Genomic DNA, 12,956 nt, shown 5'->3' with positions numbered 1-12,956 from the left:
GGGGGATAGAAGGGGGACTGTGGCGGGGACACCACTCTCGGAGTCCTTTTCCAAGGGCTTTAGAAAGTCGCCCACAGAGACTGCTGCATGTAGGGCATGTGCTTCGCGAGTGTTTGTTCCGCTGGCGCATCGACGCTGGTTTCGGTTTTCATTGATGTCTTTTGCAAAGACGTGTTCGGTTGCTGCGTTTCGCTATTCGGTTTCCGGCCGCAGTGAGCGCGCGCGCGGTTGTGCCGCGCCCCACCAGCGCTGCAGGCGGCTTTGGCGAACTATACGGCTCGCCGCGAGCCTTTCGTGCTCAGCCAAACGGCTACTGCCGCGCCGCTCGCAGGCTGCTCGCACATGGCTCACACCGCGCCGTGCCGGGCGCGGGGCTCCGCCCGCTTTCGGTCAGGTCGCAGATAAGCCACCCATTTTATGGGATTGCGTTCAGTCTTCGATCATGGCCCGCAAATCGACCTTGCGCGCGTTGGCTTTGCTGCGCCGTCGCGCGAGCCAGATCATCGTGCAGATGAAAGCGCCGAATGTCACGATGACCCACTGCACCGGCACATTCGCACGCAGCAGCAGTGCGTAGGCGCCGAGCATCAACAGCACGGCAAGATTCTGATTGAAGTTCTGTACGGCGATCGAATGCCCCGCCGTGATGAGCGTTGCACCGCGATGCTGCAGGAGTGCGTTCATCGGCACGATAAAGTAACCGGCCAAAGCGCCGAGTCCGATCATGAGCGGGAACGCGCATGCGATATAGGCGGCAATGAAATGCCCGTGCAAATGAAGGCCGGCTGTCGATGGGAACAGCCACTTTCCATAGAAGGCCATGCCGGCTGTGACGACGCCGGCGACGATGCCCACCGGCAGCACGCCGAGCGCGCGCGCGAGGGGCACCAGCCTCGCCGCCGCTCCCGCGCCGATCGCGACGCCGATACCGGTCGCGCCTTGCATCAGAGCCGCCGCCGACAGCGAGAGCCCGAGATTGGCGCCCGCCCATTTGAGCACGAGCAATTGCAACGTCACGGCGGCGCCCCACATGAGCGTCGTGACCCATAGCGCGATTTGTGCGAGCTCGTCGCGCCAAAGCAGATTGAAGCTTTCGATGAATTCGCCGACGAGGCGCTCAGGCTCGCGCAGCCGATTTGTGTAGCGGGCGCCCGTGTCGGGAATGCCGATGTTGACGAGCGCCGCCGCCGCGTAGACGAGCATCACCGAAAACATCGCGAATTTGGGCGCTCGATGCAAGAACGGCCAGTCGAGCCGGCTCAGGACTGACGCTGCGCGGGCACTGATGAGCGCGCCGCCGAGCGCGGTGCCAACGATTGTCGAGAGCACGGTGGCCGATTCCAACCACGCGTTCGCGGCAACGAGCCGTCGGGCCGGCAGCAGTTCGGTGAGAATGCCGTACTTGGCCGGAGAGTAGGCGGCGGCACCGATGCCGACTACGCCGTACGCAATCATCGGGTGGACCCCGGCCAGCATCATCGCGCAGCCGGCCGCCTTCAGCGCGTTGGCCGCAAACATGACGTATCGCTTTTGCAGGGCGTCGGCGAACGCGCCGGCAAATGGGGCGAGCACGACATACGACGTCGTGAACAATATCTGCAACAACGGCGTCCACCAGCTGGCCGCGTGCATCGCGCCGAGCAGCGCGATGGCGGCGATCAGCAGTGCGTTGTCGGCCAGCGACGAAACGAACTGCGCGGCAATGATCGTGTAGAAACCTTTTTTCATGCGCAGCGGCGACCGTATAGACCCTGACGCGACATAAAACAGAACCTGCAAACAAGAAGGCGGCCGGAGCCGCCTTCGCTTCTGCAATCAGTTCATGTCAGCCGATCGCGCTCGGGGACAATCGCTTGATAGGCATCACTCGGCGTTTTTCGCCGCGCGGCTGAAGGGATTCAGAATGGGCACCATCTGCGCGTAGATCTTGGGATTGCCGGCAACGATTTCGCCGAGTTCCAGGAATTCGGAATCGCCCGTGTAATTGCCGACGAGGCCGCCCGCTTCGGTGATCAGAAGGCTGCCCGCGGCCATGTCCCAGGCGCTGATGCCTTGTTCGAAGAAACCGTCGAGTCGGCCGGCAGCCACGTTGGCCAAGTCGAGTGCGGCTGCCCCGGGGCGGCGCAGCCCGGTGCAGGAGCGCGTCATTTCGGCGAACAGACGGCAGTAGGCGTCCAGCCCGTCGTTCTCGCGGAACGGGAAGCCCGTGCCGATCAGCGCGTCGCCGAGACGGTCGCGTCGGCCGACGCGAATACGGCGGTCGTTCAGGTACGCGCCGCGGCCGCGCGATGCCGTGAAGAGATCGTTGCGATTCGGATCGTAGACAACGGCCTGCGTGACGATGCCCTTATGAGCGAGCGCGATCGACACGCCGTAGTACGGCATGCCATGAATGAAATTGGTGGTTCCGTCGAGCGGGTCGATGATCCAGACGTAATCGGATTGATTCTCGGAGCGCCCCGATTCTTCGGCGAGGATCGCGTGATCGGGGTAGGCCGTCTTGAGTGTATCGATGATCGCCGCTTCGGCCGCTTTGTCGACTTCGGTCACGAAATCGTTGTGCTGCTTCTTGCTGACCTGGACGAGATCCAGGTCGAGCGAAGCGCGGTTGATGATCTGCCCGGCGCGCCGGGCGGCCTTGACGGCAATATTGAGCATCGGATGCATAAAACGGATTCCTTGTACCGCGGCGCTGCACGCGCTGCGACGGGTGGACCAAACCGCCCGGAATGCCATGGCATTCCGTCGACGAAAGCGAATTGAAGAAGAGCGATGTGCGCGAGCGTAGGCGTAGGCTGGCCGGTCTCGAACCGTGAACCGGCACGCACGAATTCCGGTATTTTACCCGAGTCGGCGGCCGCCCGGCTCAACCGCGGGTCCGCTGCACCGAACCGTCGGCAACGCGCGCGGGGCGCCCCGGGTCGCATCCGGCCGGCGAGCGCGATAACATGTCGGCGGGCGCCGCTTTGGCGATCCGCCTTGGCCGTCGGCTTTGGTCGCCGCTCCGGTCACCGTTCGCTCCGCTATCCGCCGGTTTTGGCTCACTTCGTCATTACATCTTGAACCGCTCCACATCGCATTCCGCGTCGGTTACTGTCCATACCTGCGCCTCCGGTCCGCACGGCGGCTTTACGTCGACCTTGTTCGTGCTCGTCGAGCCGAGCCACCCAGGCAACGTCGGGGCTGCCGCGCGCGCGCTCAAGACGATGGGTTTCTCGCGGCTCGTCCTCGTTGCGCCGCGCGTCGCGCTCGTCCAGTCCGATCCGGAAGCGATTGCGATGGCCAGCGGAGCAGAGGATGTGCTTGCTTCGGCCCGCATCGTGCCGACACTCGCCGACGCGCTGGCCGACGTCACCTGGTCGGTCGCATTGACGGCGCGCATGCGAGAGTACGGCCCGCCGCAACTCGCGCCGCGCGAGGCTGCGACCGCGGCGCGCGATCATGCATTCTCCGGCGACATCGCGTTCGTCTTCGGCAATGAGCGCACGGGGCTGTCCAACGAGCACGTCGAACGCTGCAGCGCGCTCGCGCATATCCCGGCCAACCCCGCCTATAGTTCGCTCAATCTGGCTCAGGCGGTGCAGGTGCTCGCCTACGAGTTGCGGATGGCTTATCTCGTCAACGAGGAGCGCGCTGCCGGCGCCGGCACGCCGGAAGGCGAGGAGGGCGCGCGCTCGCGCGCGCCGAGCGAGGACATCGAGCGCATGTACGTCCACCTCGAGAACGCGCTGATCGCGCTCGGGTTCCTCGATCCGGCCAATCCGAAGAAGCTGATGTCGAGACTGCGGCGGCTGTTCGCACGCTCGGGCCTCGAGCGCGAGGAGGTCAACATCGTGCGCGGCATCGCCAAGCACATTCTGCTCAAGGCGCATGGCCGGGATCAGTCCTCTTCGTCATAAAGCGCCAACGTACGCGCCGATCGGCGCCAAATGACGACAGGGTGGCAACCGATGCCGCCAATGTCCCTTGCCGTCGAAGGGGCGATCGGGACGTGTCCAGCATGTTTCCGATGATCACCCTACAATCGACACGTTCGTCATAAGCAAATCGCCAAAGGCGATATCGGCACGGCTGCCGTCGCCAGCGGGCGACGGCTTTCATTTCAGCGGGCCCCATCATGTTCAAGAGACTTCGCGAAGACATTGCCACGATTCGTCAGCGGGATCCGGCCGCTCGCAGTGCCTGGGAAGTGCTCACCTGTTATCCGGGCCTGCACGCACTGGTGCTGCACCGGTTCGCTCATGCATGTTGGCGTGTGCGCCGTCGCTCGCTCGCGCGCTATGTTTCGCAAATCGCCCGCTTCCTGACGGGCATCGAAATCCACCCCGGCGCTACGATCGGAAGGCGCGTCTTCATCGATCACGGCATGGGGGTGGTGATCGGCGAGACGGCGGAGGTCGGCGACGATTGCACGATCTATCAGGGCGTGACGCTTGGCGGTACCTCGCTGACGCGCGGGGCCAAACGCCACCCGACTTTGGAGCGCGGCGTGATTGTGGGCGCTGGCGCAAAGGTCCTCGGCGGCTTTACGGTCGGGGCTGATGCGAAGATCGGTTCGAACGCGGTCGTGGTCAAGCCGGTGCCGCCGGGCGCTACCGCCGTCGGCAATCCGGCGCGCGTCATCATGCCGGCCGACAGCAAGCGCGTATCGGCGCATGCCGCTTTTTGCGCCTATGGCATCTCGCCCAACGCGGAGGATCCAGTCTCGCTGGCGCTGCACGGCCTCATCGATCATGCAGCCAAGGAAACGCAGCGTGTGGACGAAGTCGTCGCCGCGCTCGAGCGGCTCGGCGCGCGGCTCGAGGCGTTGCACGGGGGCGAGGGGAGTGTGGACTTGCGGCGCCTATCGGCTGTCATTGAAGGCACGGCGACGCATGCCGACGACCGCCTGTATCAACACCAGACGGGTTGAGCGTCGTCAATCCAGATTGAGCGCATGGATGCCTTCCGCATCGATGCGCAGGTAACCGCCGCGGCGAGCGCCGTGGTCGAGATCCCAGTCGGGCAGTACCCAACGTGTGCCGCCCGTTTCCAGATGGCGCGCGGGCTTGTGGGTGTGCCCGTGGATCATCGTGGTCGTATGGCTCAAACGGAACAGCGCCTCGACGCTCTCATGTGTGACGTCGTAAAGCGGCGACGGCGGCCGTGCGCGGCCTTCCTCGCTCGAAGCGCGCATACGCTGCGCCAGAGCCTGCCGCCAGGTGAGCGGCCAGGCGAGAAACATCAGCTGCAACAGACGCCAGCGCGCAATGCGTCTGAACGTTTGGTATTTACGATCGGCCGTGCAAAGTGCGTCGCCGTGCGCAAGTACGATCCGCGCGCCGAACGCCGTCATCACGAACGGATCGGGTAGCCAGATCGCCCCGGCAGCCTTCATGAACCGCTTGCCGAGCAGAAAATCGCGATTGCCATGCATGACGTACAACGCGATGCCGCGCTCGCTGAGCGTGTGCAGAATGGCGGCGACGCGCGCGGCGAACGGATCGGCGCCGAGCATATCGTCCCCGATCCAATATTCGAACAGGTCGCCCAATATAAAGACCGAATCCGCGCTGTCCGCCGTTACGCGAATGAAATGCTCGAACGCGTCGACCGTGCGCGGGATCGACGTGCTCAGGTGTAGATCGGAGATGAGCAGCAGCGGCCGCGGCGCATGCGGGCGCGTATGGCCGTGCTCGTGCGGGACGCTGGACTCGACGTTGCGAGGCCCCGCGTCTTGCCGCGCCGAGATCCCCGAGTCTCGGATGATGCTCGTGTTCAATCGACTACGACCGCTTTCTCGATGATGACGTCGTCGAGCGGCACGTCCTGATGAAAGCCCTTCGACCCCGTTCTGACCTTCTTGATCTTCTCCACGACATCGAGGCCGTCCACGACGCGCCCGAAGACGGCGTAGCCCCAACCCTGCGGCGTGGGCGACGTGTGGTTCAGGAAGTCGTTATCGTTGACGTTGATGAAGAACTGCGCCGTCGCCGAATGCGGATCGTTCGTACGGGCCATCGCAACCGAGCCCTTGACGTTTTTCAGGCCGTTGTTCGCCTCGTTATCGACCGGGGCATCGGTGGCTTTCTGCTTCATGCCGGGCTCGAAGCCGCCGCCTTGAATCATGAAGCCGTCGATGACGCGGTGAAACACCGTGTTGTCGTAGTGACCTTTCTTCACATAGTTGAGGAAGTTCTCGACGGTCTTCGGCGCCTTTTCGGCGTCGAGTTCGAGCTTGATCACGCCGTGATTCGTATGCAGTTCGACCATGATGGATTCCTTTCTAAAAAGCCAGGCCGGCGCGTTGAAGATGCGTCGGCGGGTGGGGCGTTATTTCGAAACGACGGTTGCCGATTCGATCACGATCGGCTGTTGCGGCACGTCCGCCATCGGGCCGCGCGTCGTAGTGGGGGTTGCCTCGATCTTTCTGACAACGTCCATGCCCGATACGACCTTGCCGAACACGGCGTAGCCGTTGCCGTCCGGATTCGGGTAGTCGAGGCCGGCGTTGTCGACCGTATTGATAAAGAATTGTGCCGTAGCCGAGTTCGGATCGCTCGTGCGCGCCATCGCGATCGTGCCTGCCACGTTCTTGAGGCCGTTGCGGCTTTCAAGCGGAATCGGGGCGCGCGTCGGCTTTTCGGCGTAGCTCGCGGTATAGCCGCCGCCCTGAATCATGAAGCCCTTGATGACGCGATGGAAGATCGTGCCGCTGTATTGACCGGATTTGACGTAGGCGAGGAAGTTGTCGACCGTCTTCGGCGCCTGCTCGGGATAGAGCTCGACGTTGATGTCCCCGGCGGTGGTTTTCAGCAACACGTGCGGGTGCGCGGCAGCGGCGCCGGTTTGAGCGAAAGCGGGTGCGCTCGCGATCAAAGCGGCGCTGCCGAGCGCCAACCAAAAGCTTTTCATGAGTGTCCTCAAGGTGGGAGAAATCGAATGAACGACCGTGCTCAGTTTGACGGCGCCATATACGGTTGCGCCGGGAACGGGCCGTTCGAACCGCCGAATTGGACGCTGGGCGGGATCGATGGCGGGACCGTCGTCTTCGGCGCGGACTCGACCGCTTTGGCTGCGGCAGCGGGGGCGGCCGCTGTCGGCAAGACGATCTTCTCGATCGAAGCGATGCGCTGGGCCGTCGTCGCACTGGCCTGGCCGAGCGTCTGCGCGCGCCGATACGATTGATCGGCGAGCCTCAAGTACAGATCGCCGAGATTTTCATACGCAAGCCCGTAGCCCGGATTCGCCTTGATCGCCGTTTCGAGCGCGGTGCGGGCCTCTTCGTAGCGACCGTGCTTTGCATACAGCGCGGCGAGATTGTTGTACGGCTCGGGCAGTTCGGGGTAAGCCTGCGTCAATTCGGTGAACTGGAGGATGGCGTCGTCGTCGCGATTCAAATGCGCGAGGACCGAACCGCGCTTGAATTTTGCTTGGGCGTCGTGCGGATGCGCAGCGATGCGCGCATCGAGTTCGGACAGTGCGCCGCTCCAGTTTTGTGCAGCGATCGATGCGTCGATTTGCGGCGTGTCGTCGGCCACGGCCACCGACGTTTGCGCATGTGCCGGCACACTCGTGAAAGCCGCGAGCGCAATGGCGAATGCGGAGACCGTGGCGAGGGCCGCGGTGCGGTGCGTGCGGCCGCTGGAAGGTTTCATAGGCTCAGGTCTGGATGTTATACTCCGGCCCATTCTAACAAAACGTTTGTCGGTTTCCTCGAACGACGAACGGTCCTCCGCCAGTCGTGGTCGCCTTTCGCGCCGCTCGCATCGAAGCACTCGTGGCGCAAGGGTATTCGCACCGCGCAAACCGCTTGCGCTTCATCGCGAAATGCTGCGAGATGCGCGTCGCCGAGTGCGGATTGCTCCAGGCTCACGCATCGTCTCTATGGAATCACTGCGCATCTACAACACGCTCGCGCGTGACAAGCAACTCTTCGTGCCGCGCCGTGCAGGCGAAGTGCGGATGTACGTCTGCGGCATTACCGTCTACGACTATTGCCACATCGGTCATGCTCGTCTTTTCGTCGTGTTCGACATTGTGCAGCGCTGGCTCCGTGCGCTCGGCTTTCGCGTGACCTACGTCCGGAACATTACGGACGTCGACGACAAGATCATCCGCCGCGCCGTCGAAAATGGCGAGACGATCAAGGCCGTGACCGATCGCTACATTGCCGCGATGTACGAAGATGCCGATGCGCTTGGCTGCGCCCGCCCCGATATCGATCCGCGGGCGACCGACTACATTCCCCAGATGCTGGGCATGATCGACACGCTGGTGGCGAACGGATACGCCTATCAGGCGGGCGATGGCGACGTGAACTACGCCGTGCGCAAGTTCGCCCGCTATGGCGCGCTCTCGGGCAAATCGCTCGAAGATCTCCGTGCGGGCGAGCGCGTCGCGGCGAACGAGGCCAAGCAGGATCCGCTCGATTTCGCGCTATGGAAGCACGCGAAGGCGGGCGACCCTGCCGATTGCACGTGGGACTCGCAGTACGGCCCCGGTCGGCCGGGCTGGCATATCGAATGTTCGGCCATGGGCTGTGCGTTGCTCGGCGAACATTTCGATCTTCATGGCGGCGGGCAGGATCTGCAGTTTCCGCATCACGAGAACGAAATCGCGCAGAGCGAAGGCGCAACCGGTCAGACGTTTGTCAACTATTGGATGCACAACGGGTTCGTGCAGACCGATAACGAGAAGATGTCCAAGTCGCTTGGCAACTTCTTTACGATTCGCGATGTGCTGGCAAAGTATGATCCGGAAGTCGTGCGATTTTTTCTTGCGCGCGCGCACTATCGCTCGCCGGTCAATTACAGCGACGTCCATCTCGACGATGCGCGGGCGGCACTGACGCGGCTTTACACGGCGCTCAAGGACGTCACACCCGACAGCGCTCCGCTCGATTGGAGCGAGGTGCATGCGCAGCGCTTTCGCGAGGCGATGAACGACGACTTCAACACGCCGGTTGCCGTTGCGGTGCTGTTCGAGCTTGCAACGGAAGTCAATCGCACGCGCGACGCCTCGCTGGCGCGACAGTTGCGTGCGTTGGCGGGTGCTTTGGGGCTGTTGGCGCGCGATCCGCGTGCATTTCTTCAGCATGCGGCGGGCGATCAGGCTGCACAAGGGCTCGACGCGGCTGCGATCGAAACGAAGATCGCCGAGCGAGCTGCCGCCAAGCATGCAAAAAACTACGCCGAGGCAGACCGGATCCGGGCGCAATTGCTCGAAGCCGGTGTTGCGCTTGAAGACAAACCGGGCGGGCTGACCGAATGGCGCCGCGTATGACGACCGTGCATCGCACGTCGCGCTGATCGACTCGCCAGGCAGGAGGCAAGATGGCAACGGCCAGAAAGGCGCCGGCGCGCGCAAGTCGCAAAGGCGACACGCGCGCGAGGGCGGTGGCGGCAACCGCGGAAAGGGACGACAAGGCAGCTTCCAAGCGTGCCTTGAGCGCCAGGCGCGCACCGTCCACCAAGATCGCAAGCACGCGGTCGGCGGGCGGTACCAGTGAAGGGAAAGCGAAAGCGGCACGCCCGGCGAAACCGAACGGCGCCGCGGCGCCCGATGCGGCTGCCGAAGTGCAAAGCCTCACGCGCGAAGGGGACGGCGAACTCGTGCGTAAGTCGCGTGCGGGCAAGCGTGCCGATGCGGCGGTGCCCGTGCAGATCGGCGGGCTCGAACCCGCCATTACGCGCCCCGCTTACTGGGACCGCGCCTGCGCGGATCTCGTCAAGCGCGACCGCATTTTGAAGCGGCTGATTCCGAAGTTCGGCCCCGTGCATCTTGTGAACGGCGGGGACCCGTTCGTCACGCTCGCGCGCTCGGTCGTCGGTCAGCAGATTTCAGTGCAGGCTGCGCAAGCCATGTGGGAGCGCATCGAACTCGCGTGCCCGAAGGTGTCGCCGCAGCAGTTCAGAAAGCTCGGTCACGACAAGCTTGTCGCTTGCGGGCTCTCGAAGCGCAAGTCGGAATATCTGCTCGACCTGGCGCAACACTTTGTCTCGGGCGCGTTGCACGTCGACAAATGGATGTCGATGGACGATGAAGCGGTGATCGCCGAACTCACGCAGATCCGAGGCATTGGTCGCTGGACCGCCGAGATGTTCCTCATCTTCAATCTGTCTCGCCCGGACGTGTTGCCGCTCGACGATCTCGGCCTGATTCGCGCCATCAGCGTCAATTACTTCAGCGGCGAGCCCGTGACGCGCAGCGAAGCGCGTGAGGTGGCGGCGAACTGGGAGCCGTGGCGGACCGTCGCGACGTGGTACATGTGGCGCAGCCTCGACGGCCCGATCGAGTCGTAGCACTGGCGAACGTTTGCATGCTATTGAAACGAAGCAAGCGATAGTTTTGCTCGATTCTGACGGGGGCGCGTACGGTTAGAATACGCGCTGCCGCAAGACCCAAGGAACGAACATATGAAAACGACCTTTCTGGATTTCGAACAGCCGATCGCGGAGTTGGAAGCGAAAATTGAAGAGTTGCGCTTCGTGCAGGACGATTCGGCGGTCGATATTTCGGAAGAGATCGAGCGGTTGTCGAAAAAGAGCCAACAGCTCACGAAAGACCTTTACGCAAACTTGTCCCCATGGCAGGTTTCGCAAATCGCGCGTCATCCGCAGCGTCCCTATACGCTCGATTATGTGAACGAGCTTTTCACCGATTTTCACGAACTCCATGGCGATCGCGCGTATGCCGACGACTTGTCGATCGTCGGCGGTCTGGCGCGTTTCAACGGCCATCCGTGCATGGTGATCGGCCAGCAGAAGGGCCGTGACACGAAGGAGCGGGCCGCCCGCAATTTCGGCATGCCGCGCCCCGAGGGCTATCGCAAGGCTGAGCGTTTGATGCGGCTGGCTGAGAAATTCGCGCTGCCGATCTTCACGTTCATCGATACCCCGGGGGCGTACCCCGGCGTCGGCGCCGAGGAGCGCGGGCAATCGGAGGCGATCGGCCGAAACCTCTATGTCATGGCCGAATTGAAAACGCCCATTATCGCCACCGTGATCGGCGAGGGCGGTTCGGGCGGGGCATTGGCGATTGCGGTGGCCGATAGCGTCTTGATGCTGCAATTTTCGACGTATTCGGTGATTTCCCCCGAAGGTTGCGCGTCGATTCTCTGGAAGAGCGCAGCGAAGGCGCCCGAAGCGGCCGAAGCGCTCGGCCTCACGGCGCATCGCCTGAAGGCGCTCGGCCTCATCGACAAGATCGTCAACGAACCCTTGGGCGGCGCCCATCGTGATGTGAAGGGGATGGCGGCGCTGCTGCGTCGCGCGTTGGCCGATACGCTGCGCCAATTCCAAGGCATGAGCGTGCCGGATTTGCGGCAACGCCGGTTCGAACGCCTCATGTCTTATGGCAAATTCAAGGAATCGGTCCCGGGCGCGTAAGCCGCCGGGGGCAGCGTAGTGCCCGGCTTCCCGGCCGGGCGCTCGCTTCTTCGTGATCTTTTCAACGTGATTGCTCCTGTCGATTCCGCCGCCGAGCGCATCGTTCTCGATGCCCTCGGCGGTGTGCTTTCAGGACTGCCCTCCGGCGCGATCGTGGCGATTGCGTATAGCGGCGGGCTCGATTCGAGCGTATTGCTCGATGCCGCGGTGCGCGTCGCCGGAGCGGCGCGTTGCGTCGCGCTGCACGTTCATCACGGACTGAGTCCGAACGCCGATCGCTGGCTGGCCCACTGCGAAGCCACGGCACAGGCGCTCGGCGTGCGCTTCGAGGCCGAGCGGGTGCACATTGTGCGAGACGGCGGCGAGAGTATGGAAGCGGCCGCGCGCGAGGCGCGCTACCGCGCGCTCGATGTCATGTGCGCGCGGCAAGGGGTCGCGGCGCTATGGCTCGCGCACCATGCGGACGACCAGGCAGAGACGGTGTTGCTGCAGTTGCTGCGCGGCGCCGGCGTGACGGGGCTGGCGGCGATGGCGCCGCAGCGCGTCGACGAGCAATCGGCTGTGCCGCGCGTGCGTCCCTTCTTGCATCTGCTGCGCGCGCAACTGGAACGCTATGCGCACCTGCGTGGCTTGCGCTGGATGGAAGACGAGTCGAACGCCGATACGCGCTATGCGCGCAACGCGCTGCGCCACGAGGTGATGCCCGCGCTGACGACCCGGTTTCCCGGCTTCCGAGACGCGCTGGCCCGCACGGCGCGCCATGCCGCCACCGCGCAGCGGCTGCTCGACGACCTGGCGCAGATCGATCTGCGCTCGATCGCGCGAGACGAGGGCGTCGCACTGTCGCGTAAAGCGCTGACGGCGCTCGACGACGCCCGCGCGACCAACGTAATGCGTGTCTGGATCCGCTCCGCCGCGCTGCGCACGCCTTCGGCGGCCCGCTTGGCCGACATGTTGCGGCAATTGCGTGAAGCCCGCGACGGCCATGCGTTGAGCGTCATGCATGGAGGCGCTCGCTTGCGGTTGTATCGAGACAAGATTTACTGGGAGAAGCGTCCGTCCGTGCGCTTGCCGTTGCCCGAATCGCGCGACGTCGAGCTTGCGGTTCCTTCGGCGCCGACCGATGCCGCGCCACCGGACATCGGGGAGGCTGAGCGCGCCGATGCCTCGGCGAGCGTGCGCGACATCAAGCGGACCGTGTACCTCAATTGGAACGGTCAGCAGGTGTGGCATCTTCCGCAGTGGCGCGGATCGGTCGTATTCGTGCCGGCGACGGGCGACGATTCCGGTCCCGACACGGTGCCCGCGGCGCTGCTCGCCAGCGCGCCGCTGTCGGCTCGGGCGCGCACGGGTGGCGAGCGCATGCAACGCGGCCTTGGCAGTGCGGCGCGTACCCTGAAGAATCTGTTCCAGGAGATGGGCGTGCCGGCATGGGAGCGCGACGTGCCGCTCGTCTACGTGGGCGAACGGTTGCTGTATGTGCCGCTCGTCGGCCTGAACGGCGCGCTCTTGCAGTCGTTGCCGCGGGCACCGTGTCGGGACCGGAATCGTCGCCCGTCGCCGGCACGAATACGACCGATCCGCGCC

General features: G+C 64.0%; 12 protein-coding genes. 6 read left to right on the top strand and 6 right to left on the bottom strand.

The window, feature by feature from the left end; translation table 11 throughout:
* Positions 1-429: 429 nt before the first annotated feature.
* Together lplT and C0Z19_RS27330 are read right to left on the bottom strand one after the other, a co-directional pair.
* Entirely contained in the window at positions 430-1,728 is a 1,299-nt protein-coding gene (gene lplT / locus C0Z19_RS27335; protein WP_102612957.1) for a lysophospholipid transporter LplT, read from the bottom strand.
* A gap of 135 nt (positions 1,729-1,863) precedes the next feature.
* Positions 1,864-2,667: an inositol monophosphatase family protein gene (locus tag C0Z19_RS27330; protein WP_102612956.1), complete on the bottom strand. Its 804-nt coding sequence runs from the start codon at positions 2,665-2,667 to the stop codon at positions 1,864-1,866.
* Positions 2,668-3,059: 392 nt separating this feature from the next.
* Here C0Z19_RS27330 and C0Z19_RS27325 point away from each other — a divergent pair, with 392 nt between their 5' ends.
* Positions 3,060-3,899 (top strand): RNA methyltransferase, encoded by an 840-nt coding sequence (locus C0Z19_RS27325; protein WP_233196313.1) that lies wholly within the window; start codon positions 3,060-3,062, stop codon positions 3,897-3,899.
* A gap of 218 nt (positions 3,900-4,117) precedes the next feature.
* Positions 4,118-4,912 carry a serine O-acetyltransferase gene (gene cysE / locus C0Z19_RS27320; RefSeq protein ID WP_102612954.1) on the top strand — a complete coding sequence of 265 codons (795 nt, stop codon included), beginning with the start codon at positions 4,118-4,120 and terminating at the stop codon, positions 4,910-4,912.
* A 6-nt stretch (positions 4,913-4,918) separates the two neighbouring features.
* Here cysE and C0Z19_RS27315 read toward each other — a convergent pair whose 3' ends face one another.
* Genes C0Z19_RS27315 through C0Z19_RS27300 form a run of 4 tightly spaced genes read right to left on the bottom strand, consistent with a single transcriptional unit; the run spans position 4,919 to position 7,670 of the window.
* Positions 4,919-5,731, bottom strand: coding sequence for a UDP-2,3-diacylglucosamine diphosphatase (locus C0Z19_RS27315; RefSeq protein ID WP_102612959.1), 813 nt, complete (start codon positions 5,729-5,731; stop codon positions 4,919-4,921).
* A 26-nt stretch (positions 5,732-5,757) separates the two neighbouring features.
* Positions 5,758-6,252 carry a peptidylprolyl isomerase gene (locus C0Z19_RS27310; RefSeq protein WP_102612953.1) on the bottom strand — a complete coding sequence of 165 codons (495 nt, stop codon included), beginning with the start codon at positions 6,250-6,252 and terminating at the stop codon, positions 5,758-5,760.
* A 60-nt stretch (positions 6,253-6,312) separates the two neighbouring features.
* Positions 6,313-6,894, bottom strand: a complete 582-nt coding sequence (locus C0Z19_RS27305) for a peptidylprolyl isomerase (RefSeq protein ID WP_102612952.1) — start codon at positions 6,892-6,894, stop codon at positions 6,313-6,315.
* 41 nt (positions 6,895-6,935) lie between these two features.
* Complete coding sequence (locus C0Z19_RS27300) at positions 6,936-7,670, bottom strand: tetratricopeptide repeat protein (protein WP_102612951.1); 735 nt, start codon at positions 7,668-7,670, stop codon at positions 6,936-6,938.
* Between the two features lie 196 nt (positions 7,671-7,866).
* On the opposite strand from C0Z19_RS27300, the gene cysS reads away from it, so the two are divergent.
* The 4 genes from cysS to tilS form a co-directional block, all read left to right on the top strand.
* Entirely contained in the window at positions 7,867-9,264 is a 1,398-nt protein-coding gene (gene cysS / locus C0Z19_RS27295) for a cysteine--tRNA ligase (protein WP_102612950.1), read from the top strand.
* Between the two features lie 50 nt (positions 9,265-9,314).
* The gene (locus tag C0Z19_RS27290) at positions 9,315-10,283 is read left to right on the top strand and encodes a DNA-3-methyladenine glycosylase family protein (protein WP_102612949.1); all 969 of its coding nucleotides are present in this window, start codon (positions 9,315-9,317) and stop codon (positions 10,281-10,283) included.
* Positions 10,284-10,397: 114 nt separating this feature from the next.
* Complete coding sequence (locus C0Z19_RS27285) at positions 10,398-11,369, top strand: acetyl-CoA carboxylase carboxyltransferase subunit alpha (protein WP_102612948.1); 972 nt, start codon at positions 10,398-10,400, stop codon at positions 11,367-11,369.
* A gap of 66 nt (positions 11,370-11,435) precedes the next feature.
* The coding region (gene tilS, locus C0Z19_RS27280) for a tRNA lysidine(34) synthetase TilS (protein ID WP_102612958.1) at positions 11,436-12,956 on the top strand (1,521 nt) is incomplete at its 3' end.

This window comes from Trinickia soli (assembly GCF_002879855.1).
Lineage (GTDB): Bacteria > Pseudomonadota > Gammaproteobacteria > Burkholderiales > Burkholderiaceae > Trinickia > Trinickia soli.
Note: the sequence above shows the minus strand (reverse complement) of the source record. Positions and strands in the feature narration are given on the sequence as shown.

Bases quoted from the DNA above. Each gene is read 5' to 3' on its own strand.
- C0Z19_RS27290 (WP_102612949.1), top strand. From the start codon at position 9,315: ATGGCAACGGCCAGAAAGGCGCCGGCGCGCGCAAGTCGCAAAGGCGAC.
- C0Z19_RS27285 (WP_102612948.1), top strand. From the start codon at position 10,398: ATGAAAACGACCTTTCTGGATTTCGAACAGCCGATCGCGGAGTTGGAA.
- cysS (WP_102612950.1), top strand. From the start codon at position 7,867: ATGGAATCACTGCGCATCTACAACACGCTCGCGCGTGACAAGCAACTC.
- C0Z19_RS27310 (WP_102612953.1), bottom strand. From the start codon at position 6,252: ATGGTCGAACTGCATACGAATCACGGCGTGATCAAGCTCGAACTCGAC.
- cysE (WP_102612954.1), top strand. From the start codon at position 4,118: ATGTTCAAGAGACTTCGCGAAGACATTGCCACGATTCGTCAGCGGGAT.
- C0Z19_RS27330 (WP_102612956.1), bottom strand. From the start codon at position 2,667: ATGCATCCGATGCTCAATATTGCCGTCAAGGCCGCCCGGCGCGCCGGG.
- C0Z19_RS27300 (WP_102612951.1), bottom strand. From the start codon at position 7,670: ATGGGCCGGAGTATAACATCCAGACCTGAGCCTATGAAACCTTCCAGC.
- C0Z19_RS27305 (WP_102612952.1), bottom strand. From the start codon at position 6,894: ATGAAAAGCTTTTGGTTGGCGCTCGGCAGCGCCGCTTTGATCGCGAGC.
- lplT (WP_102612957.1), bottom strand. From the start codon at position 1,728: ATGAAAAAAGGTTTCTACACGATCATTGCCGCGCAGTTCGTTTCGTCG.